Raw genomic sequence first — 21,616 nt, 5'->3', positions numbered from 1 at the left:
CCGACTTCGGGCCGCAAGGTCCTGCGGACGGCCGGTGGGCCGGCGCCGCGACCCCGCAGGGGCCGACCGCACCCGACGACGACGACGGCGTGGTCGGTGCGGCCGAGGTCAGGGCGTCCGATGGCGGTGGCGTGGTCGGTGCGGCCGGGGGCTTGGTTGCGGCCGAGGTCAGGGCGTCCGATGGCGGTGGCGTGGTCGGTGCGTCCGGGGGCTTGAGCCGGGCCGAGGTCGGAGCACCCGGCACCGTCGGCATGCCCGCCCACCCCGCGATCGACATCCAGGTCAACGCCCTCCAGGCCATGTGCCGGCAGGTGTTCGGCTTCCGCCTGGCCATGATCGCCCTGGCCACCCCCACCGCCCTGGTCAACGCGAACGACGGCCTCCCCACCCGCCTCGTCGGCGCAGCCGTCGTCGTCACCTTCATGACCTCCTACGTCCTCTTCAGGGACTGGGAGCGCTTCGGCCCGCTCCTGCTCCGCCACCCCTCCCTCCTCGCCGCGGACACCCTCTTCGGGTCGCTCCTCCTCATCGCCGCGGGCCCCGACAGCACCCTCGCCTACGTCAGCGTCTGCACCCCCCTCCTGGCAGGGCTGGTCTACGGCTGGCGGGGCGCCGCTGTCTTCGCCTCCGTCCAGGCGCTCCTGCTGCTCCTCGTCCACGCGGCACAGGAGAACCCGGCCCCCGGCCTCACCGAGTCGGCCCTGCTGCCCGGACTCTGCGTCATCGCCGGAGCCGTCGGTTCCAGCCTCCGCAACCTCATGTTCCGCTTCGGCGCCGCCACCCAGGCCCTCACCACCGTCCAGGCACGACTCGCCGTGACGGAGGCGGTCAGCGCCGAACGCGCCCGCCTGGCCCGGGAGATGCACGACTCCGTCGCCAAGACCCTGCACGGTGTGGCCCTGGCGGCCGACGGCCTGACCGGCTCGGCCGGCGCCGACCGCATGGACCCGGCCCTGGTGAGACAGCAGGCAGCCCTGGTCGCCCGCTCGGCCCGCCGGGCCGCCGCGGAATCCCGGGAACTCCTGGCCGACCTGCGCCGCGAATCGGACCCGTCCCAGGCCACGGACGTCCTCGTCGAACTCGCCGCCCGGACCCGCGACTTCAGCGCCCGAACCGGCCTCCCCGCGGTCTACCGCCCCACCGGCGCCCACGCCGTGCCACCCGTCCCGCCGGCCGTGGCCCGCCAGCTCCTCACCATCGCCTCGGAAGCCATGGAGAACGCCCACCGCCACGCCCACCCGACCCGCGTCGACGTCTGCGCGGGGGTCCACTGCGACCTGCTACGGATCAGCGTCTACGACGACGGCCGCGGCCTCCCGCCAGGCACCACCCTCGAACAACTCCGCCGAGCGGGTCACTTCGGCCTGGTCGGCATGGTCGAACGCGCCGCCTCGGTCGGCGCCCGCATCCGCATAGGCCGCGGCGGCCACCCTCAGGGCACCGAGGTCCGCCTGGAACTCCCCCTGGCCGCCCTGACCACCCCCACCGCATGACGACCGTACGACCCGAGAGGAGGCCCCTGATGCCGGACCACACACCCCACCCCACCGGCGCCCCGCAGCCGCCACCGCACGACCCGTTCGCCGACCTCCCGCAACCGGCCCGGCCGACCCGCCGTCTCCGGGTCGTCGTGGCGGACGACAACCCCGTCGTCCGCGCCGGCCTCACCGCCCTGCTCTCCGGCCGCGCGGACATCGAGGTCGTGGCGGAGGCCGCCGACGGCCGCCAGGCCGTCGAGGCCGCCCACCAGCACCGCCCGGACGTCGTGCTCCTCGATGTCCGCATGCCCGGTGTGGACGGCATCTCGGCCCTGCCGTACCTGGTGCGGATCGCCCCGGTGGTGATGCTCACCTACAGCAGGGAGTCGGAGATCGTCCAGGAGGCCCTGCGACGGGGAGCGGGCGGCTACCTGGTCCACGGCGAGTTCACGGCCGACCAACTGGTCGAGGCCGTACGGGGCATCAAGGAGGGCCGGGCCCACTTCACTCCCACGGCGGCGGGCGCCCTGCTGGCCCAACTCCGCCAGGACAGGGCCCCGGCGCCACCCCTCCCGGAGGGCCTGGGGCAGTCGTCAAGTGCGACTGCATACGGACTTTCCACTTCCACCCAGTCGTATATACCGACTCAACAGCCCGCTTCACCAGTGCATTTCAACACAGCTCCACACTCTTCTCCAGAAAACCTTTCGCAAGTGCAACCGCATGTGGGACAGTCTTCGTCTGGGTGGACGAGTGGCCGTCCGGCCGCTCCCGACAGGTCGCGGTTCCAACTGAGCACCAGGGAGGCGGAGATCATGGACCTCATCGCGTCCGGCATGAACAACCAGCAGATCGCCGCCACCTGCTTCATCAGCGAGAAGACCGTCAAGAACCACATCAACCGCATCTTCGCCAAGCTCCACAGCACCAGCCGCTCCGAGGCCGCCGCGAAGTGGATCGGCACGGCGCCGGACGCACACCGGGGACGGGGGTGATCGTCGGTGACACTGTGCGCGAACAGCTGGTTGGGCCCGAGCCATTGGGCCCGGAATTGGGCCCAGGGGCCCTCTGGCGGACTGGTCGTACCGCCGTACCTTCCCCGTGTCGAAAGCGACACAGCCGAACCCGGAGGGGAACACCATGAGCGACCTGATGCTGAAGACCGCCGTCGCGACCAAGGTCCGCGTGAACGGCTGGAAGAACACGACGGTCGAGGCGATGCAGCGCCGCGCCGGCGACAAGGGGCAGACGGCGGTCGAGTACCTGGGCATCATCGCGGTGGTGGTGGCGATCGTGCTGGCGATCACCGGTACGAACATCGGTCAGACGATCCTCAACAAGATCCAGGAGAAGATCAACGAAATCACCTGATGCATACACGCAGGTATGGCGACGCAGGGCAGGCCTTCCCCATCTACATCACGATGGCGGCAGGCCTGCTCTTCCTTGCGTTGGCGTACTTTGCGGTTGGGCAGGCCGCGGTGAATCGGAATGGTGCTCAGACGGCCGCGGATGCGGCGGCGCTCGCGGCAGCGCAAGAGACCCGGGACAAGCTCGCAGGTGAGTGGCTTGAGAAGGTGCTCGACCCCGCCACGTGGGATGACATCTTCAACGGCCGTGGTGCAGCACTCGACGGGTGCGCACGTGCAAACCAGTTTGCGGCGCATAATGACGCTGAAGTGCGGAGTTGCGGTCAGGGTCCCCGGTCTTTGAGCTACAAAGTTGACGTCCAGTCCAGAGAACCCGTTGGAAAGTCCATCGTCCCTGGCACGGAGAACCAGTACGCGGAAGCCTCCGCCATAGCGGTGATCGAGTCGCGTTGCAGCTTCGAGTTTCCTGCGGGGAACGCCCCAGTAGACGCGCTGCCCACGCTCGACTGCTCCGGCCAGAAGTGGATTTTGAGGCCCGACGACCTCACAGATCTCCCAGCGCCCGAGGACCTCTTCGACGTCCACTTGGCCGACTGACTAGCGAACGACGAGTGATGAAGGAAGCCTACAGATGAGCATTCGGTTCACTGGGAACGCCCGCAGGGGGATTGTCGCGTTGACCGTAGTGGCCGGGCTGGCCCTCGGGGCAGCCGGGTGTGGCGGCAGTGGTGACGGTGAAGACAAGAAGCCGAACCCTTCGGCTTCCGCTTCCAAGGGAGGCGGATCCCAGCCGAGTGCTCAGGAGGGGCAGTCCGAGACGCCCTTGGCCGAACTCAAGGGCACAGAAGGGCTTCTTCTCCAGGTCACTTCCGCCGCCAGGGACGCGGGCGGTTTCATCACTGTGAGCGGGAACCTGAAGAACGACGGGGAAAAATCAGTAGTCATCCCGTCCCAGATGAGCGGCGATGAGACAGAAGTTATCAAACACGGCCCCTCCTTGGGTGGCGCCACCCTCGTAGATTCGAAAGGGAAGAAGCGCTACTACGTGCTCCGCGACACGGATGGACGGCCACTGACGACAACCGGTTTCGGAACGCTTAAGGCCGGCCAGGTCCTTCCGGTATTCATGCAATTCCCTGCACCACCCACCAGCACCACAGACGTGACCGTGCAACTGCCGACGTTCTCCAGCGGCACCATCAAGATCTCCGGGTGAGGCCGGCCATGGAAACCCGCACACGCACCCGAGCGGCGACGGCGACTCCCCGCCTCGCCCTGGTCCTCACCGCCGCCGGCCTCATGGTCGCCGCGAACCTCTACGGAGCCGTCTCGGCCCACGCCGACGAGACCCCCGGCATTCTCCCCGGCACCGAGGCCTCCGCCTCCGCCCCCGTCGAGGTCGACCCCAACGACCCCGATCTGAAGATCCCCGAGGGCGCCACCCTCGCCGAACCCAAGGTCCTCGACATCAAACAGGTCGTCGAAGACCAGAGCGGCGACGAGCGCCGCGAAGACACCAACGCCCGCGTCAAGTTCGCCCTCCAGGCCGAGGTCCTCTTCGGCAAGGACAGCGCGAAACTGAGCGGCGAGGCGAAGACCCGCATCTTCGCGATCGCCACCGAGATCAAGACACAGAACGCGACGAAGATCCGTGTCTTCGGCTTCACGGACAACCTCGGCTCCTCCGCTCACGGCGACGTCCTGTCCAGGAAGCGGGCCGACGCCGTCCAGAACGTCCTCGACCAGGAACTGACCGACTCCAACGTCACGTACGAGGTGCGCGGCTACGGCGAGCAGTACCCGATCGCCGACAACTCCACGGAAACCGGCCGCAAGAAGAACCGCCGGGTCGAGGTCTCCTTCCCGCGCACGGACAGCTGAGCCACCGAAAGTGGGTCCGGCGTTGGGGCCACGGGCCCATGCGTGGGTGATCGACGTTCCTTAGCCTCGGCTCGGTGTCCGTGTTGAACAGCCGTTCATCGAGCCGAGCCGAGGTCGCGCATGTCCACTGCCGGTGACCCGATACCCCCGGGCGGGATGTGGGGTGCACAGAACAGCCCGTCCTGGAGCCGGCGTTCGCCGTTGCCGAGGGAGCTGGGCTGGGCGCAGGTACTGCTGTGGGTGCAGTTCGCGCTGACGGTGCTGTACGTGGTCACCGTGCTGTCGGTGGTGACGTACTACTCCGGGGAGATCTTCGGGATCCTGGTGTACGACTCGCTGCCCAGCGTGGCCGGGGTCTACCTGGCCCGGCGCCTGTGGCGGGGCGGGGTGTGGACGAGTCGTGCACTGATCGCCGTACAGGCGTGGATCGTGTGGCTGTCGTTCGGCACGCTGTTGCACGGTGATCTGCGGGGCGTCACGCAGGCGGCGATGCCGGTGGCGGTCATCGTGCTATTGCGCCGGGCCCGGTCGGGTGAGTGGTTCGAGAGCGCTCCTCAGGACAGGGAGGAGCGCCGGGCGTTCAGCCCGGCGAGGATGATCCGCTGGCGGCGGGACGAGGGCCAGACCGCGGTGGAGTACGCGGGGCTCATCGCGGTGGTCGCCGCGATCATCGTCGCACTGTCGGTGGGCGGCCTGGGCGGGCGTATCGCCGACGGCATCCAGTCCGCGGTCTGCTCGGTGACGGGCACGGCCTGCCCCGCTTCGCAGGGCGATGGAACGGGCACGGATGCGGCCGGGGACAACGACGCCGGGCAGCCGGGTGGTGCGGACGACGGCGGCAACGGCACTGAGGACGGCAACGGCGCGGACGCGGAGGGTGGCGCGAACGCGGACGGCGGTGCGGGGGCAGACGGTGGTTCGGGCGCGGATGGCGAGGCGGTTGCCGAAGGCGACTCGGCCACCCAGGGCGGTGCGGGTGGCCAGGGAGGCACAGACGGCGGCAATGGTACGGACGGCGACACCAGCGACGGTGGTCCGGCGTGGTCGACTCGGATCATCACCTATGAGGGCGCGGGGTCGAACGACACGGTCCCACTCGCTCCGGGGCCGTTCGACGAGAGGTCGCTCTGGGACGAGGTACATGACCAGGAACGCCATGACAGGACGTTCATGGACCATGTTCGAGGCTTCTTCGTGGCCCCGGCCAAGAGCTTCCTGGCCAGCACCATGGACGTCGTCAGCGACCCCGTCGGCTCGGTCAAGGACACCTGGAACGGCCTGAAGGGCTACACCACGAACTGGTGGGGCGACAAGGCCGACGAGCTGGGCGAGGAGTGGGACAAGGGGAACTACGTCTCCTCCGTCTGGGGTTGGGTCAACTCGCCCGAGGACTTCGTGTCCGACCTGGCGACCGACACGTTCGTCGACAAGGAGAACTGGGAGAAGGGCAACTACGGAGCCTCCGCAGGCAACACCGTGGTCAACTTCATCGGCATCTTCAGCCCGAAGACCATCACGAAGTTCACCAAGTTCAAGAACCTGGCCGAGGTGAGCGAATCCCTCGACAAGGCGACCGACGCGGCCGAGAAGACGCGCAAGGCTGCGGAGGCGGGCGATGCCGAGGGTGCTCGGAAGGCGGCGAAGGACGCCGACGAGGCCGCGGACACGGCCGAGAAGCAGGCCCGGGAGTCGGGCTGCACCATCGCGGCGCCGGCTCGCCGGATCCCGTACGGCGGCAACCCACCCGGTACCACCACTGGCCTCCTCACCGGGTCCTCCGGCACAGGCACCACGATCCTCGCCGCCGGGCCGCCCGACTCTCCGTACGTCATCCTCGCCGAGGACGGCTGCGACGAGGAGGCCAAGGAGCGGGCCCAGGATGCCCGGGAGAAGGCGGACGAGGCACAGCAACTGGCCCTGGAGGCCCAGGCGGAGGCGGCGAAGGCCGCCATCAAGCAGGGCAGGCTCAGTATTGACGAGCGCAACATCGACGACTTCGTCAGGAACGCAAAGGACAACCCTGGCAAGAAGGAGATCGGCAAGGAGCAGGCGGCGGCCGCGCTCGACGAGCTCACTGATCTCGCAGGACGCAAGAACGTCGACCGGGCGGGCGCGAGCAAGCTCGGCTCCGAAGTGACCAACGCGCGTACCGCCAGCAGACTCGAGGAAATGCTCGCCGAGGTGCGTGGCGTGCGGCGCGCCTCGGAGGACGCGGCACCCGACAGCACCGTGCACACCGCCGTCGGCTCGGAGCACAACCGGCGTCAGGTCGAGGTCGCGCCCGGAGAAACCGTGGATGTGTCGGACGTGCCGGACGCCGATGTCCTGTACAAGGGGCGGGATGGCAGGGTGCACCTGGTCGAAGTGAAGAACACGGTGAACCCGACGCGGCAGCCGGAATTCGTCGGGAAGATCAACACACTCTCCGAGTGGGAAAAGGCGAATCCGGGCAGAACGACCCGAGTCGAGATCGACAAGCCGGATAAGTGGACTGAGGTTTTTCGGCCCATCAAGGGGCAGAAGGTCTCTCCTGCCCAGCTCATGAACGCAAAGGGAGTTGATGCTCGAATCGGTGAGGCGAACTTCACGGCCAAGCAGCTGGGCGACATGCAGCGGGCGCTGGAGGCGAAGTACAGCCGAGGCGAGGAAATCGACTGGAACCGGTTGAACGACAACCCCAAGGGGGCGTTGGAGTACCTGGGTCTGGAATGAGAGTAGGCCGGGCGCCGACGAGAAGGAGGGTGACGGCTCGCAAGCCGTCACCCCGTGACGCACAACCGATGCCCCAGTCTTCCGTTCAGCCGCCGAACCAGACGACGAGGCGGACGTTGTCCTCACCATGGAGTTCGGACAGCGTGCCCATCACATTCCACACAGGTTGCCATGGTCCGTCGGCCGGCACGAGGTCGCGATAGGCAGGGGCGACGGGTCGGTACACCTCGTCGCCCAGCAGGAGCTCTCCGTCGGCGGGCCACCGGGAGGGAGCGATGTTGCCTTCTCCGAACTTCGCGGCGGCCGAGTCGTACAGCTCGTCCGGGAGTGCGGCCAACCCCCCGGGCACGGGGGATCCTTCAGGGGTACGGGACCAGCGGCGGACCCAGTACCGAGACGGGCCGTCGGTGGAGGGGGCGTTCCAGTCGACAGCTGACAGTTCACGCCACGAGAACCACGAATGACTGTGGCCTTCGAATTCGTCCACATCCCTTCGCACCGTGTCCGAGATATCTACGGGGGCTCCGCGGTCAGGGAAGAGAGCTCTGACAGGCTCCACGCTCCGGACATCGAAGAGTGCTGACCATGACATGTAATCACGGGCCCAGTAAAGGTGCCTGAGTTCGGAAAAGGGCTCCCACATCACGTGTTCAGGGCCATAGCGCCCAGGCCTGGGCCTGCATTCCAGCCATCCATACAGGTCGGTACTCATAATAGCGACTCTATCCAATGCGGCCGCTGAGTGTGCTATTGGCTGGTTATTGACCCGACCCCGACCCCGACCGCTTCGCCGACACGTCGGTGGAGTGCTTGTCGGTGAAGCCTGGCGGGCCGACGGCCTGGGAGAACGCGAAAGCGGGCACAGAGGGGCGCGCTTCGACCCGGACTCGCCGTAAGCGTGGCCTGCCGAGGTCTCAGCCTCCGTCCGCCGACACGACGACCTCCAGCCGGGCCCCTTTCCGAACCCCCCACTCACCCAACGCCCCGGCCCCCGCCTCCACCACGTGCCGGGCGCGCAGCCGAGGCATTCCCAGCCGGCCGGGCCGCATGGTGTGGACGGCGAGGACGCGAAGGTGCCGGTCGAGATAGGCGACGTCGATCGGCATGCGCATCCGGAAGGTGTGCACGCTGTTGGCGGGGGAGAGCAGGATCGCCCCGTCGAGGGAGTCCCGCCCCAACAGGCCCTTCGTACGGGCCCGGTACGAGGTGGCGATCTCCAAGGGCACTGTCACGGACGACTCGTCACCACCCGTGTGCACCACCAGCTCCCCACATCCGTCCCGCCAACGCCGCCCCATCCAAACCCCTCCGGCCGTGCCCTGCCCCATGGCTCTCCGTCCCCAACGTATCCGCAGCGGGCAGCCCGTCACATGGGCCCAGGGGGCCATGCCAAGTCCACGGCGAGCAGCCTACGTTTGCTCGTTCCTGACTGGAACGGCCCTACGCCGCGCCCGTGTTGTCCGCCCCATTGGCGCGTTATGCAACCGTTACGGCCCGAACCGGTCGGCGGATCTCCGATTCCTCCCCATACACCCCGCCTGTTGACAACCATCACGCTGGTGCGGCCGCACCCCGCTGTATAGCTTTGGTTCGCTCAAGAGAAGCTTCGCCTCTGACCGGGAGCCGACCGTGAACCGCCGCCCCACCCTCCTCGCAGCGCTCACGCTGACCGCCGCTGCGGCCCTGACGCTGTCCGCGTGCGGGAGCGATGACAGCTCCAAGAGCAAGGACAACGACAAGATCGCGGGAGCCGACACGGGGGAGAAGGCGACGCCCTCCTCCAACCCGAGCGAGCCGGGTGCGGTGCGTCGACCGAAGATCGAACTGCCGTCGGACGTGACCTACGAGTTCGAATGGAAGAAGACCGGCGACGCCCAGAAGGACGCCGTGCTCAACGATGCCGAGCAGCGCATCAGGGCCGTGGACATGGCGATTGCCAAGCAGGATTCGCTCGACAAGGCCTACCGCTTCTACTCCGAAGGCGCTGCCGCGGCCGAAAGCCAGAAGTACATCAAGGAGTTTGTCGACCACAAAGCACGCACCACTGGTCTGACCCGCTACTACAACGAGAGCCTGACCCTCAAGGAAGACGGCACGGCCGCACTCGTGTACTGCGAGGACCAGAGCAAGGCGTTCAACAAGTTCCTGAAGACCGGGAAGACCGACGTCACGTCGGTGACGAAGGACAGTTACGTCGTCTACGCCGGAACTCTGCGCAAGAACGACAGGGGCGTATGGGTCACCGAGCGACTGATCTCGCAGCGGGGGAGCGCGAAGTGCCAGCCTTGAGCCGTACCGGACGCATACTGCTCACTTCGTGTGTCGTGGCTGCAGCCTTGACCATGGCCGGTCCCGCTTATGCCGAAAAGGGGTTCGGCAGCACGGATGGTGAAACGCAACAAGCCAACGCAGGCAAAGACGGCACCGTCTCCGTCACCGTAGGCGGCGTCGTCTTCGACCGTTCCAAGAACGGCAGCGGCGACTCCGCCGGCGCACTCACCTCAGCCACCTCCTGGGCCCCGCCCCCCTGCTGGTACGCCCCGAAGTACACCCCGGAACAGCTCCAGAAGGCCAAGGAGCCGGTTTGGGAAGCCGGTTCGACGGGCTACGAGTGGGACGCCAAGCAGCGCGACCGGTACGTCAACGGGAAGCCGTACAAGGACTTCAACAAGGACAAGGCCGGCGAGGGCTACTTCTGGGACTCGTTCGTCGACGAGGACTTCCCCCCGGGCTGGGACGCCTGCACGAAGGAGCCCTTCTGGGTGGACCGGGGTGACCCGCCGCCCGCCGACATCCAGAACGCCGTCACGCCCGAGATCCTCGCCGAACTGGCCTACGCCGAGGTCCGTGTCCCCAGCACCAAGGTGACCCTGGCCCCCGCCGCGCAGACCAAGGTCAACCTCCCGACGTGGGCCTGGCTGGACGCCGCCGACTTCAAGCCGGTCTCCGTCACCGCTTCCGTGCCCGTGATCGGCATTTCGGCGACCGCGACCGCGGAACCCGTGTCGCTCCGCATCGAACCGGGCACGAAGGACGCCGTGACCTACCCGGCCTCCGGCGTCTGCGCCATCGACAACGGCCGCATCGGCGAGCCCTACGCCAAGGGCAAGGCGAACCGCACGCCGCCCTGCGGAGTGAGATACCTGCGCTCCTCCGGCGACGGCACGTACCCGCTCCAGGCCACCGTCACGTGGAGAATCCAGTGGACCGGCACCGGCGGCACCGGCGGCGACCTTCCCGACGGAACCTTCGGCGCCACCCAGAACGTGACCGTGCAGGAGATCCAGGCCGTCAACCGCTGAGCTGTGCGTCCAAGCCGATCGGTGGGGCGACCACTCGTGAGGATGGTCGTTCCGCCCGAGGGCCTTGCCCAGATCACCGGGCAGAGTGACGACAGCGACGACGCAGCGCATAAAAGGTGTTGTCCGGCGCATGCAGTCCTGGGTAGGAAGATCCCATGACCCCACTAGGTGCAGTCTTCCGCCCCCAGTTGGCCCCCGAGCGTCTGCGGTCGGTCTGTGAGGTCGCCGAGGAGGCCGGGCTCGAAGAGCTCTGGCTTTGGGAGGACTGTTTCCGAGAGGGAGGCATCTCCACCGCCGCCGCTGCCCTCGCGTGGACCGAGCGGGTGCGGGTCGGGGTCGGGCTGTTGCCCGTGCCCTTGCGGAACGTCGCCATCACGGCCATGGAGATCGCCTCGCTGCACCGGATGTTCCCCGGGCGTGCGATCGTCGGCGTGGGGCACGGCGTGCAGGACTGGATGGGGCAGGTGGGTGCCCGGGTCGAGTCGCCCGTCACCCTGCTGCGGGAGCATCTCGCCGCGCTGCGCGCCCTGTTGGGCGGGGAGCGGCTCTCCGTCGACGGGCGGTACGTCAAGCTGGACGGCGTCGCTCTCGACTGGCCGCCTCAGGGTGCCCAGGGCGGGGTGCTGGCCGGGGCAACCGGCCCGCGGTCGCTGCGGCTCACCGGCGAGGCCGCCGACGGGACCATTCTCACGGCCTCCACCAACGCCGACGGGGTGCGCGAGGCACGCCGGCTCGTGGAGGAGGGGCGGACGGCGGCCGGTCGCACAGCGGGGCCGCACCGGGTTGTCGTCTATCTGCTCACCGCCACCGGGCCCGGCGCCGCCGCCCGGCTGCGCGCGGAGCTGGTCGCCGAGGGGCTCGACTCCGTTCCGGACCTCGGGGTCGCCGGGGACGCCGGCGCTGTGGCCAAGGCCGTCCAGCGTCTGGTCGAGGCCGGCGCCGACACCGTCGTACTGCAGCCGACCGCGGACGAGCCCGACCCGGAGGGGTTCGTACGGTTCGCGGCCGAGAAGGTACGCCCCCTCGTTCCCTGAGGCCCGGTGAGGCCCGGTGAGGCCCGTTGAGGCTCTGTCGCCGTCGAGCGGCTGGGAGCCAGTCGCCCGGTAGGCGTGGGCGAGGTCGCCGTCCCTTCGGAGCGCTCCTTCTCCTCCCTGGGCCGGCGACCGCCCTTCGAGGGAGAGTTCGCAGGGGAAGCCCGCGCCCCACCACCGGGGTGTGAATACCGAGCGGCTCCGCACGGTCCCCTGCCACCATCTCCCCATGGCAGTGCATCAGGGACCACACCCCCCACACCCCGCCACCTTCGAAGAACTCCTCGCCGAGGGCGCCTCCGTCCCGACGGAAGGCTGGGACTTCTCCTGGTTCGAAGGGCGGGCCACGGAAGCACGCCCCTCCTGGGGTTACGCCGTGTCCATGGCCGAGCGGCTGGGCCGGGCGCGTGCGGTGCTGGACGTGCAGACCGGGGGAGGGGAGGTGCTGGACTTCGCCCTCGCGAGGGTCACCGACACCGCCGAGGCCCCAGCCGGCACCGATGCCGCCGCCCGGACCACCGCCCCGAACGCCCCCGAGCCACCCCGGCTCACGATCGCCACCGAAGGCTGGCCCCCCAACGTCGCCAAGGCCACCGATCTGCTCCACCCGCGCGGCGTCGCCGTCGTTGCCGCTGCCGAGGACGATCCGCTGCCCTTCGCCGACGGTGCCTTCGATCTGGTGGTCAGCCGCCATCCCGTGCGCCCCCACTGGCACGAGATCGTCCGCGTCCTCCAGCCCGGCGGGACGTACTTCGCCCAGCACGTGGGCCCGGGAAGCGTCTTCGAACTCGTCGAGTACTTCCTCGGGCCCCAGCCGGACGACGTCCGCAGCGCCCGCCACCCCGACCGTGAGCGTGCCGACGCGGAGGCCGCCGGGCTCGACGTCGTCGGTCTGCGGGCGGAGCGGCTGCGCATGGAGTTCCACGACATCGGAGCGGTCGTGCACTTCCTGCGCAAGGTGGTCTGGATGGTCCCCGGCTTCACCGTCGAGGCGTACGAACCGCGGCTCCGGGAGCTGCACGAGCTCATCCAGGCCGAAGGCCCCTTCGTCGCACACAGCACCCGCCACCTCGTCGACGCACGCAAGCCGGGCGGACGCACGCCGTCCGCCTGATCACGCGTGCGGGCCCACCGTCACCTCTCCCACCACCAGCTCCGCCGCCGCCTCCAGCACCTCACCCACCCGCTCCGCCTGCTCGCCCAGCTCCCGCTTCTGCCGTGCCGTCAGCCGGACGAGCGGCTCGACCGTGACGGTCGTACGACGGCCCCGGCGCCGCTGGTGCCACACCCCGGCCACCACGCCGTCGACCAGCAGCACCGGGTAGTTGCCCGCCTGGCCGCCACTGAGGGCCCGCTGGTACGCCGTCCCGGGGAACAGCCGCTCTCGGGGCTGCCCGGCGACGACGTACGCGTCGAAGTAGGGCAGCAGGCGCACACCCCGCGGCGGACCGTCCGGGAAGTCCGTGTCACCCGCCGCCACCCACGCCGGTGTGCCTTCGAAGTCGACCTCCTCGATATGGCCCGCGGCGGCCAGTTCGCCGTCCTCATGACCGATCTGGATCCGGCCGTGAGCGCGGATGCCCCGCACCTCAGGACGGGCGCAGGTCACTCGTCTCCCTCTCCGCACTTGCGCATCTTCCGACGAGGGTTTTCACATCGTTATCGCTTGCGGCTCGCCTCTCAGCCGCCGCTCACGTAAATTCGGACCAGGGATTCGCGTGAGCAAAGCTGCGCGGGAGGTGCCGCGCAGTGGAGGGGGCTGCGCGGTGTCCGGCCCCTCGGTCCCCGGTCCCCGTCGAGCCGGTGCGGCGGCGCTGTCCGGACGGCGACCCGGTGGCAAAGGCTGATCCGGACGGCGACCCGGTGGCAAAGGCTGATCCGGACGGCGACCCGGTGGCAAAGGCCGATCCGGCCGGCGACCCGGTGGCAAAGGCCGATCCGGACGGCGACCCGGTGGCGAGGGGGCGTCCGGGCGGCGCCCCGACGGCAAACGCGTGATCCGGACGGCGACCCGGCCGCAACGGGGCGATCCGGGCGACGGCTCCGGGTCAAGCGGCCGTTGTGCGGCCGGTTCACCCATCGGGGGGATGCCGGGACAAGTCACCCGAGTGGCCCTCAAGGGGCGGTGATCCCTCCGGTTTCTGTCCCGGAGTATCCGATTTCACCTGTACAGAGGCCATGTTTCGGCCGAAAGCCCGCCCTGAATGAAGGCTTCCGTGGGCACCGCCGCGTCGCCGGGCGGCTCCGGAGAGTAGTTGTGGCACGCCGATGCGCGCAGCATCACTTACAAAGGGTTATGGTGGAAACCCCCCCTCGGGCCGGTCCGTCTCCCCCCCACGGACCGGCCCGTTTTTCTTTGCCCGCCGCGCGGCTCGAACCATCGGCCGGAACCGTTCCTTCCGCCCTTGTTGGCGGCCCGTGCCCGCAGCGGGGGTAGGCTTCGCCTCCGGGGACCGCCATACGGGCAGGGACCGCCCGCGGGCCACGACCGGGCCGCACGCCGCGGCCTGTCCGATCCGTACGGAGGGGCTGACAATCACGTGAACCTGCGCGACAAGCTGCGTAGCCTGCTGGTCAGGCTGTACGCACGCCGGGTGGAAGGCCACCTGGACCACGCTCAGGTGCCCAAGCACATCGGCGTCATCATGGACGGCAACCGGCGCTGGGCGAAGGCCGCCGGTTCCAGCACCGTCCACGGCCACCGGGCCGGTGCCGAGAAGATCGAGGAGTTCCTCGGCTGGTGCAGTGAGACCGACGTCGAGGTCGTCACCCTCTGGCTCCTGTCCACGGACAACTTCGACCGGCCGCAGGAGGAACTCGGCCCGCTGCTCGGCATCATCGAGGACGTCGTCCGCACCCTGGCCGCCGACGGCCGCTGGCGCGTGCACCACGTCGGCACGCCCGACCTGCTGCCCGCCGGGATGCAGACGGTCCTCAAGGAGGCCGAGGAGACCACCACCCACGTCGACGGGATAGTGGTCAACGTGGCCATCGGCTACGGCGGCCGCCAGGAGATCGCCGACGCCGTGCGGTCGATGCTGCTCGACGCCCAGGACAAGGGCACCTCGATGGAGGAGCTCGCCGAGGCCGTCGACACCGACATGATCGGGCGTCACCTCTACACGAGCGACCAGCCCGACCCCGACCTGGTGATCCGCACCAGCGGCGAGCAGCGGCTGTCCGGATTCATGCTCTGGCAGACCGCGCACTCCGAGTACTACTTCTGTGACGTGTTCTGGCCGGCGTTCCGCAAGGTCGACTTCCTGCGCGCCATGCGGGACTACGCCGCCCGCCATCGCCGGTTCGGCGGCTGACGCACCCGCCACCGGACCCCGCGGACACGGGACGTCCCATGTCAGAACACCTCCCGGTACCCCGCCGAAGGCGCGCGTAACACGGAGTTCACCGGTTCGCCGTCATATGCCGTGGCATGGCGACGCTCGTTCGAGGGCATAACTCAGTCAGGTCGACGCCCGAACCACGGGTGTCGGATCTCAGCGGACGGCACGGGGCCGTCCGCCCGGGAGGCCCTTTGCACCAGCCCGATCGTGCGGTCACAGCACGGACGAAGAGGCGGAGGGCCGGTTTTCGGCCCGCGCAGGGCGGCCGACGACCGGTCCAGCTCCATACCGTCGCTCCCCGACCTCATCCGAGGGGGTACGTCCTTCCGTGGTGACCAGCACAAAGCGCCACAAGCCAGACCGGCGCACTTATGTTCTCGACACCAGCGTCCTGCTGGCCGACCCGAACGCCCTGAACCGCTTCGACGAGCACGAGGTCGTGCTCCCCATCGTCGTGGTCACGGAGCTGGAGGCCAAGCGGCACCATCCCGAGCTCGGCTACTTCGCCCGGCAGGCCCTGCGCCTGCTCGACGAGTTCCGGGTCCGGCACGGTCGCCTCGACGCCCCCATCCCGATCGGGGATCTGGGCGGGACCGTCCGTGTCGAGCTCAACCACTCGGACCCCAGTGTGCTGCCCAGCGGCTACCGCCTGGGGGACAACGACTCCCGCATCCTCGCGGTCGCCCGCAACCTGCAGGCCGAGGGGTTCGACGTCACGGTCGTGTCCAAGGACCTCCCGCTCAGGATCAAGGCGTCCTCCGTCGGGCTCCTCGCCGAGGAGTACCGCGCGGAACTCGCCATCACGGACTCCTCCGGCTGGACCGGCATGTCCGAACTGACCCTGCCCGGCGAGCAGGTGGACATCCTCTTCGAGGAGGGCCACGTCTACGTCCCCGAGGCCGCCGAGCTGCCGGTGCACACCGGCCTGACGATCCAGTCGGAACGCGGCAAGGCGCTCGGGCGGGTCACGCCGGAGGGCACCATCCGTGTCGTACGCGGGGATCGTGAGGTGTTCGGCATCAAGGGCCGCAGCGCCGAGCAGCGGATCGCGCTCGACCTGCTGCTCGACCCGGACGTCGGGATCGTGTCGATGGGCGGCCGGGCCGGCACCGGCAAGTCGGCGCTGGCGCTGTGCGCGGGTCTGGAGGCGGTGCTGGAGCGCCGTCAGCACCAGAAGGTGATGGTCTTCCGTCCGCTGTACGCGGTGGGTGGGCAGGAACTGGGCTATCTGCCGGGCTCCGAGGCCGAGAAGATGAGCCCCTGGGCCCAGGCGGTCTTCGACACCCTCTCGGCGGTCACGTCCCGCGAGGTCATCGAGGAGGTCACCGCGCGCGGGATGCTGGAGGTCCTGCCGCTCACCCACATCCGCGGCCGCTCGCTGCACGACGCGTTCGTGATCGTGGACGAGGCGCAGTCGCTGGAACGGAATGTGCTTCTCACCGTTCTGTCCCGGATCGGGGCCAATTCGCGGGTGGTCCTCACCCATGACGTGGCCCAGCGGGACAACCTCAGGGTCGGCCGGTACGACGGTGTCGTCGCCGTCGTCGAGAAGCTGAAGGGGCATCCGCTCTTCGCGCACATGACCCTGACACGGTCCGAGAGGTCCCAGATCGCCGCCCTTGTGACCGAAATGCTCGAAGACGGGCAGGTCTGACCGTCCTCGGTAAGTAGTGCCGGTTATGCGATAGTTGGCGCCGTCCGGAAAAGGCGAAGAGCCTAGCCGGGCGGCGCCTTCGCGTGTGGGCGTTCCGGTGAATCTCCCGCGCCAAACGGGATGTGAGCTTTCACACGCAACGCAGAATTGCCTTGCCCCGTCGGGTTGCGGCAGAGTCTCAGTCCTGTCAGGCCCCGCATACGACACACCTGTACCCCCAGCGGTACGGCACCACCGAAGCAACAGCACCAACTGCATAGCGTTGTCGTATGCCGCCCGAGCAACACGCGGCGCTCCCCTCGCGGGAGTTGCCCACCGGGCCCGCGCCTCCCGTGACCCCGCAGTTGGGGAGGCCAGTGCCAGGGGCACGATTGCGTCCGCGAGGGTCACCGAAGCGGGCGATGCTGGAAGGAAAACCGTGTGAGCCGGATCTCGGTCCGGGGATTCGCAGTGGCTTCGGCCACGGCGGTCACCGCTGTCGGAAGCGTCGTCGGAGTTGCCTCGGGCAGCACCGCGCAGAACAACGACGCCGAAGCGACGGCCAGCGGCGCCACCCTGCTCGCGGACATCCCCGCGGGCCAGCAGGCCCAGGTGCAGACCGCGTCCCTGACGCAGCAGGCCGACGCGCAGGCCATCCAGGCGGACGCGAGCGCCAAGAAGGACGCCGAGGAGGCCGCCCGCAAGGCCGCCGCCGAGACGGCCATCGCCAAGAAGGAAGCCGCCGAGAAGGCCGAGAAGGCCGCCAAGGCCGCCGAGGCGGCAGCCAAGGAGCGCGCGGAGGCCAAGGCCGCCGCCAGCCGCTCCAAGGACATCTCCGACTTCCCCGTCGCGAGCTCCTACAGCATCGCCCAGATCCAGGCGATGGCGCGGCAGATGGTGCCGTCGGGTCAGTTCCAGTGCTTCAGCAACATCGTGGACCACGAGTCCGACTGGAACTACAAGGCGGTCAACCCCTCTTCAGGGGCCTACGGCATGTTCCAGGCGCTGCCCGCTTCCAAGATGTCGTCCGCGGGCGCGGACTGGCGGACCAACCCGGCCACCCAGATCAAGTGGGGCCTGAGCTACATGAACGACCGCTACGGCAGCCCCTGTGAGGCCTGGTCGTTCTGGCAGGCCAACCACTGGTACTGAGCCGACCGGCCCCACGGCCGATCCCGCTGCCTCACGAGAGCCCCGCACCGTCGTCCGGTGCGGGGCTTTCGCCCTGTACGGTCGGACGGGACCGACTCCGGGGGAGTGGTGCGCTGAGACGGGGGAAAAGGACGGATCATGTCGCGAGTGCCAGGGTGGCTCGGCCGGCTCGGTGCCGGGCTGACCGAGATCAGCGAGCGTTACAACGAACGCCGCGCCGAGGCCGAGCGGGAGCGGGACGACTCCGAATCCCCGGCCCTCCCCGACGAGTACGTGCCGCCGCCCCCGGACCACGCGCCCGACGTCGCCCCCCGGCCCGATCCGGCGCTGGCCGTGCCGTGGGGGGTGCGGGTCGCCGCCGAGGCCGGCTGGCGCTTCCTCATCCTCGCGGGCACCGTCTGGGTGCTGATGCGGATCATCAGTGCCGTCCAGCTCGTGGTGCTCTCGTTCGTGATCGCGCTGCTCATCACGGCGATCCTGCAGCCGACGGTGGCGCGTCTGCGGCGCCACGGCGTGCCGCGCGGGCCGGCGACGGCGCTGACGGCCATCCTCGGCTTCGTCGTCATCGGCCTCATCGGCTGGTTCGTGACCTGGCAGGTCATGGAGAACATCGACGACCTCTCGGGCCAGATCCAGGACGGCATCGACGAGTTGCGGAACTGGCTGCTGAACAGCCCCTTCCACGTCACGGACAAACAGATCAACGACATCGCCGAGAACCTGCGTGAAGCGGTCGGGGCGAACACGGACCAGATCACCTCGGCGGGTCTGGAAGGCGTGACGGTCGTCGTCGAGGCGCTCGCCGGGATCCTGCTGGCGGTCTTCTCGACGCTGTTCCTGCTCTACGACGGCAAGCGGATCTGGGAGTGGACGCTGAAGCTGGTGCCGGCGGCGGCGCGGCCGGGGGTGGCCGGGGCCGGTCCGGCGGCGTGGCGGACACTGACGGCGTATGTGCGGGGCACGGTCATCGTCGCGCTGATCGACGCGATCTTCATCGGGCTCGGCATCTACTTCCTCGACGTGCCGATGGCGGTGCCGCTGGCCGTGTTCATCTTCCTGTTCGCCTTCATCCCGCTGGTCGGTGCGGTGGTCTCCGGTGCGCTCGCCGTGGTCGTCGCGCTGGTCACCCAGGGGGTGTTCGCGGCCGTCATGACGCTGGTGGTGGTGCTCGCGGTGCAGCAGATCGAGGGGCACATCCTGCAGCCGTTCATCCTGGGGCGGGCCGTGCGGGTGCATCCGCTGGCGGTCGTGCTCTCGGTCGCGGCGGGCGGCATGGTGGCCGGGATCGGCGGTGCGGTCGTCGCCGTGCCGCTGGTGGCGGTGACCAACACGGTCGCCGGATATCTGCGTTCCTCCTCGCAGAAGGCGGCGCTCCGGCATTCGGTGCGGCCCCGCGGGGCCACGGCGGTGAGTGCCGAGCCCGCCCCCGGGACGCCGCCGGAGTAGCCGGCACCCCGGCACGCCGGCAGGGCCCCGTCCACCGGTGTCAGGTGGGCGGGGCCCTGCGGTACGAGGCGTGCGGCCGGGGGTTACCCGGCCAGGACCGCCTCGGCGTCCAGCGTGACGCCGACCGCCTGGATCACGGAAGCGATCTTGAACGCCTCCTGGATGACCTCGCGGTCGAGACCGGCCTTGCGCAGCACCTGCTCGTGGGAGTCCAGGCACATGCCGCAGCCGTTGATGGCCGAGACGGCGAAGGACCACAGCTCGAAGTCGACCTTGTCGACGCCCGGGTTGCCGATGACGTTCATCCGCAGGCCGGCGCGCAGGTTGCCGTACTCGTGGTCCGTCAGGAGGTGGCGGGTGCGGTAGAAGACGTTGTTCATCGCCATCACCGCGGCGGCGGCCTTGGCCGCCGTGTAGGCCTCCGCCGACAGGTTCGCCTTCGCCTCCGGCTCCAGCTCGCGCAGCACGATCGGAGAGCGCGAGGCGATCGCCGTCGACAGCACCGTGCCCCACAGCTGCTGGGCCGGCAGGTCGGAGTTGCCGATGACCGAGCCCAGGTTGAGCTTCAGATCCTTGGCGTAGTCCGGTATGGCGGACTTCAGGGCATCCAGCGACATGTCAGATCACTCCCCGGAGAGCAGCGCGACCGGGTCGAGGGTCTCGTCGCCCTTCGACCAGTTGCAGGGGCACAGCTCGTCCGTCTGGAGCGCGTCCAGGACCCGGAGGACCTCCTTCGGGTTACGGCCGACCGAGCCCGCGGTCACCATCGAGAACTGGATCTCGTTGTTCTGGTCCACGATGAACACGGCGCGCTTGGCGAAGCCGTCCTCGCCCTCGATGCCGAGGTCGCGCATCAGCTCGTGCTTGGAGTCGGCCATCATCGGGAACGGCAGGTCACGCAGGTCGTCGTGGTCCTTGCGCCAGGCGTGGTGGACGAACTCGGAGTCGCCGGAGAAGCCGAGGACCTGGGCGTCGCGGTCGGCGAACTCGTCGTTCAGCTTGCCGAAGGCGGCGATCTCGGTCGGGCACACGAAGGTGAAGTCCTTGGGCCACGCGAAGATGACCTTCCACTGACCCTCGTAGGTCTTGTGGTTGATCTGCTGGAACTCCTCGCCCTTCTCCAGCGAGACGCAGGCGGTCAGGTCGAACTCGGGGAACTTGTCACCGACGGTGAGCACACACACTCCTTGCAGCGAAGAAACACCCGGATCGCGGGCGTTTCCCATGGGTTGGACGGTGTTGATGTTGGCACAGGCTCGATTGATTACGGAAATAGCTACACTCGGTCGGGTTGATCGGAGGTGGTTATCAGTGACGGTCGGTAATCAGCGTAGACAGCCCAGCCTCGCCCAGCTCCGGGCCTTCGCGGCGGTGGCCGAGCACCTTCATTTCCGGGACGCGGCCGCGGCGATCGGCATGAGCCAGCCCGCCCTCTCGGGTGCCGTGTCGGCCCTGGAGGAGACACTCGGAGTGACGCTCCTCGAGCGTACGACGCGCAAGGTGCTGCTCTCACCCGAAGGTGAGCGGATCGCCGTACGGGCCAAGGCGGTCCTGGGGGAGGTGGGCGCCCTCATGGAGGAGGCCGAGGCGGTCCGCGCGCCCTTCACCGGGGTGCTGCGGCTCGGGGTGATCCCGACGGTCGCGCCCTACCTGCTGCCGACGGTCCTGCGGCTCGTCCACGAGCGGTATCCGCACCTCGATCTCCAGGTGCACGAGGAGCAGACCGCCAGCCTCCTCGACGGCCTCACCGGCGGCCGACTCGATCTGCTGCTGCTCGCCGTGCCGCTGGGCGTGCCGGGCGTGGCCGAACTGCCGCTGTTCGACGAGGACTTCGTGCTTGTCACGCCACTCGACCACTGGCTCGGCGGCCGGGAGGGCATCCCGCGTCAGGTTCTGCGGGAGCTGAACCTGCTGCTGCTGGACGAGGGGCACTGCCTGCGCGACCAGGCCCTCGACATCTGCCGGGAGGCCGGCCGCGACGATGTGCCGGTCACCACGACCGCCGCCGGGCTGTCCACTCTGGTGCAGCTCGTCGCGGGCGGGCTCGGCGTCACGCTGCTGCCGCGCACCTCCCTGAAGGTCGAGACCTCCCGCAGCAACCAGCTCCTCACCGGGTACTTCGCCGACCCGGCCCCCACCCGGCGGATCGCCCTGGCGATGCGGGTGGGGGCCGCGCGCGGCGCGGAGTACGAGGAGCTGGCGGCCGCCCTGCGCCAGGCGCTGCGACCGCTGCCCGTCCGGGTCGTCGACCGGGACGCCTGACGCCCCGT

Annotated in this window: 20 protein-coding genes and 1 pseudogene; 16 read left to right on the top strand and 5 right to left on the bottom strand. The window is 69.1% G+C overall.

Features of this window, described 5'->3' with window-relative positions:
* Window positions 1-89: 89 nt before the first annotated feature.
* The 7 genes from ABTX62_RS22090 (at window position 90) to ABTX62_RS22060 (ending at window position 7,441) form a co-directional block, all read left to right on the top strand.
* Window positions 90-1,493 carry a sensor histidine kinase gene (locus ABTX62_RS22090; RefSeq protein ID WP_502997996.1) on the top strand — a complete coding sequence of 468 codons (1,404 nt, stop codon included), beginning with the start codon at window positions 90-92 and terminating at the stop codon, window positions 1,491-1,493.
* Window positions 1,494-1,522: 29 nt separating this feature from the next.
* Entirely contained in the window at window positions 1,523-2,473 is a 951-nt protein-coding gene (locus ABTX62_RS22085; protein ID WP_352117767.1) for a response regulator, read from the top strand.
* Between the two features lie 145 nt (window positions 2,474-2,618).
* Complete coding sequence (locus tag ABTX62_RS22080) at window positions 2,619-2,849, top strand: hypothetical protein (protein WP_352117766.1); 231 nt, start codon at window positions 2,619-2,621, stop codon at window positions 2,847-2,849.
* Complete coding sequence (locus tag ABTX62_RS22075) at window positions 2,849-3,445, top strand: pilus assembly protein TadG-related protein (RefSeq protein ID WP_352117765.1); 597 nt, start codon at window positions 2,849-2,851, stop codon at window positions 3,443-3,445. Before ABTX62_RS22080 ends, ABTX62_RS22075 begins: the two co-directional genes overlap by 1 nt.
* Window positions 3,446-3,479: 34 nt before the next feature.
* Window positions 3,480-4,064: a hypothetical protein gene (locus ABTX62_RS22070; protein WP_352117764.1), complete on the top strand. Its 585-nt coding sequence runs from the start codon at window positions 3,480-3,482 to the stop codon at window positions 4,062-4,064.
* 8 nt (window positions 4,065-4,072) lie between these two features.
* Window positions 4,073-4,729 (top strand): OmpA family protein, encoded by a 657-nt coding sequence (locus ABTX62_RS22065; protein WP_352117763.1) that lies wholly within the window; start codon window positions 4,073-4,075, stop codon window positions 4,727-4,729.
* 120 nt (window positions 4,730-4,849) lie between these two features.
* A complete protein-coding gene (locus tag ABTX62_RS22060) occupies window positions 4,850-7,441 on the top strand; it encodes a hypothetical protein (RefSeq protein WP_352117762.1) in 2,592 nt (863 codons plus the stop codon).
* 85 nt (window positions 7,442-7,526) lie between these two features.
* On the opposite strand, the gene ABTX62_RS22055 is transcribed toward ABTX62_RS22060, so the two are convergent.
* Together ABTX62_RS22055 and ABTX62_RS22050 are read right to left on the bottom strand one after the other, a co-directional pair.
* On the bottom strand, window positions 7,527-7,790 hold the full coding sequence (locus ABTX62_RS22055; RefSeq protein ID WP_352117761.1) for a hypothetical protein: 264 nt from the start codon (window positions 7,788-7,790) through the stop codon (window positions 7,527-7,529).
* Between the two features lie 565 nt (window positions 7,791-8,355).
* The gene (locus ABTX62_RS22050) at window positions 8,356-8,739 is read right to left on the bottom strand and encodes a DUF192 domain-containing protein (RefSeq protein WP_352117760.1); all 384 of its coding nucleotides are present in this window, start codon (window positions 8,737-8,739) and stop codon (window positions 8,356-8,358) included.
* 331 nt (window positions 8,740-9,070) lie between these two features.
* Here ABTX62_RS22050 and ABTX62_RS22045 point away from each other — a divergent pair, with 331 nt between their 5' ends.
* From ABTX62_RS22045 to ABTX62_RS22030, 4 genes are all read left to right on the top strand, one after another.
* Window positions 9,071-9,730: a hypothetical protein gene (locus tag ABTX62_RS22045; RefSeq protein WP_352117759.1), complete on the top strand. Its 660-nt coding sequence runs from the start codon at window positions 9,071-9,073 to the stop codon at window positions 9,728-9,730.
* On the top strand, window positions 9,718-10,743 hold the full coding sequence (locus ABTX62_RS22040) for a hypothetical protein (RefSeq protein ID WP_502997995.1): 1,026 nt from the start codon (window positions 9,718-9,720) through the stop codon (window positions 10,741-10,743). The genes ABTX62_RS22045 and ABTX62_RS22040 overlap by 13 nt, the downstream gene beginning before the upstream one ends.
* Before the next feature lie 155 nt (window positions 10,744-10,898).
* A complete protein-coding gene (locus ABTX62_RS22035) occupies window positions 10,899-11,777 on the top strand; it encodes an LLM class flavin-dependent oxidoreductase (RefSeq protein WP_352117758.1) in 879 nt (292 codons plus the stop codon).
* Window positions 11,778-12,003: 226 nt separating this feature from the next.
* Window positions 12,004-12,888, top strand: a complete 885-nt coding sequence (locus ABTX62_RS22030) for a methyltransferase domain-containing protein (RefSeq protein ID WP_352117757.1) — start codon at window positions 12,004-12,006, stop codon at window positions 12,886-12,888.
* Here ABTX62_RS22030 and ABTX62_RS22025 read toward each other — a convergent pair.
* Window positions 12,889-13,311: pseudogene (locus ABTX62_RS22025) on the bottom strand (DNA glycosylase AlkZ-like family protein); the annotation flags it as partial.
* Window positions 13,312-14,314: 1,003 nt separating this feature from the next.
* Between ABTX62_RS22025 and ABTX62_RS22020 the strand changes: the two are divergent.
* The 4 genes from ABTX62_RS22020 to ABTX62_RS22005 all read left to right on the top strand — a co-directional run bounded on the left by ABTX62_RS22020 (window position 14,315) and on the right by ABTX62_RS22005 (window position 19,346).
* Window positions 14,315-15,088, top strand: coding sequence for an isoprenyl transferase (locus tag ABTX62_RS22020; protein WP_352117756.1), 774 nt, complete (start codon window positions 14,315-14,317; stop codon window positions 15,086-15,088).
* Between the two features lie 355 nt (window positions 15,089-15,443).
* On the top strand, window positions 15,444-16,769 hold the full coding sequence (gene phoH2, locus ABTX62_RS22015; RefSeq protein WP_352117755.1) for an RNA 5'-3' helicase PhoH2: 1,326 nt from the start codon (window positions 15,444-15,446) through the stop codon (window positions 16,767-16,769).
* A gap of 420 nt (window positions 16,770-17,189) precedes the next feature.
* Window positions 17,190-17,900: an aggregation-promoting factor C-terminal-like domain-containing protein gene (locus ABTX62_RS22010; RefSeq protein ID WP_352117754.1), complete on the top strand. Its 711-nt coding sequence runs from the start codon at window positions 17,190-17,192 to the stop codon at window positions 17,898-17,900.
* A gap of 138 nt (window positions 17,901-18,038) precedes the next feature.
* The gene (locus tag ABTX62_RS22005) at window positions 18,039-19,346 is read left to right on the top strand and encodes an AI-2E family transporter (RefSeq protein ID WP_352117753.1); all 1,308 of its coding nucleotides are present in this window, start codon (window positions 18,039-18,041) and stop codon (window positions 19,344-19,346) included.
* An 83-nt stretch (window positions 19,347-19,429) separates the two neighbouring features.
* Here the strand turns inward: ABTX62_RS22005 and ABTX62_RS22000 are convergent, their stop codons facing one another.
* Together ABTX62_RS22000 and ABTX62_RS21995 are read right to left on the bottom strand one after the other, a co-directional pair.
* A complete protein-coding gene (locus ABTX62_RS22000; RefSeq protein ID WP_352117752.1) occupies window positions 19,430-19,963 on the bottom strand; it encodes an alkyl hydroperoxide reductase in 534 nt (177 codons plus the stop codon).
* A 6-nt stretch (window positions 19,964-19,969) separates the two neighbouring features.
* Window positions 19,970-20,524 (bottom strand): peroxiredoxin, encoded by a 555-nt coding sequence (locus ABTX62_RS21995; protein ID WP_122616009.1) that lies wholly within the window; start codon window positions 20,522-20,524, stop codon window positions 19,970-19,972.
* A gap of 133 nt (window positions 20,525-20,657) precedes the next feature.
* On the opposite strand from ABTX62_RS21995, the gene ABTX62_RS21990 reads away from it, so the two are divergent.
* The gene (locus ABTX62_RS21990) at window positions 20,658-21,608 is read left to right on the top strand and encodes a LysR substrate-binding domain-containing protein (protein WP_352117751.1); all 951 of its coding nucleotides are present in this window, start codon (window positions 20,658-20,660) and stop codon (window positions 21,606-21,608) included.
* The last annotated feature ends 8 nt before the right edge of the window (window positions 21,609-21,616 follow it).

The sequence above is a fragment of the Streptomyces sp. NPDC096046 genome, from assembly GCF_040303285.1.
Taxonomy (GTDB): domain Bacteria; phylum Actinomycetota; class Actinomycetes; order Streptomycetales; family Streptomycetaceae; genus Streptomyces.
This window is presented reverse-complemented; position numbering and strand designations above follow the sequence as displayed.